1 protein-coding gene is annotated in these 475 nt (G+C 50.1%); it reads right to left on the bottom strand.

What is annotated here, in order from left to right:
• Window positions 1–142 precede the first annotated feature (142 nt).
• Window positions 143–475: phospholipase D-like domain-containing protein (locus ACTHUR_RS19810; RefSeq protein WP_440400502.1), on the bottom strand; the 333-nt coding region annotated here is incomplete at its 5' end.

Genomic DNA, 475 nt, shown 5'->3' on the forward strand with positions numbered 1-475 from the left:
GTTCCGTACTATTTGTACTGTCTGCGGCTTCGTTGCCTTGTCCTGATTTTTGTTAATCCACTATATCCAAACAAAAGGGTCGTCTGAAAAGGGTTTCAAGCTTTTCAGACGACCTTTGGTCTTGTACGAACGGTAAGCCTGCCTATAACAGCGGACTCATCAGGCGGACGGTGTTTTCAATCAACCCGCGGAATTTGGAGCGTTGCTGCCATGCTTTGACGGTGATGTAGCTGCTGTTTTTGAGGTAGTCGCGTTGCAGGTTGCAGATTTGTTTGGTGATGTCGCGGTCGTAGATGGCGAGGCTGATTTCGAGGTTGAGGAAGAAGCTGCGCATGTCCATGTTGACCGTGCCGAAGAGGGAGTAGTCTTCGTCAATGGTCATGGTTTTGGCATGTAAGAGCCCACCTTCAAACATGGCAATTTTGACCCCGGCTTCCAGCAACATAGGGTAGTAGGCGCGTGAGGCGTAGCGTAC

It is taken from the genome of Neisseria sp. P0021.S007 (assembly GCF_051956855.1).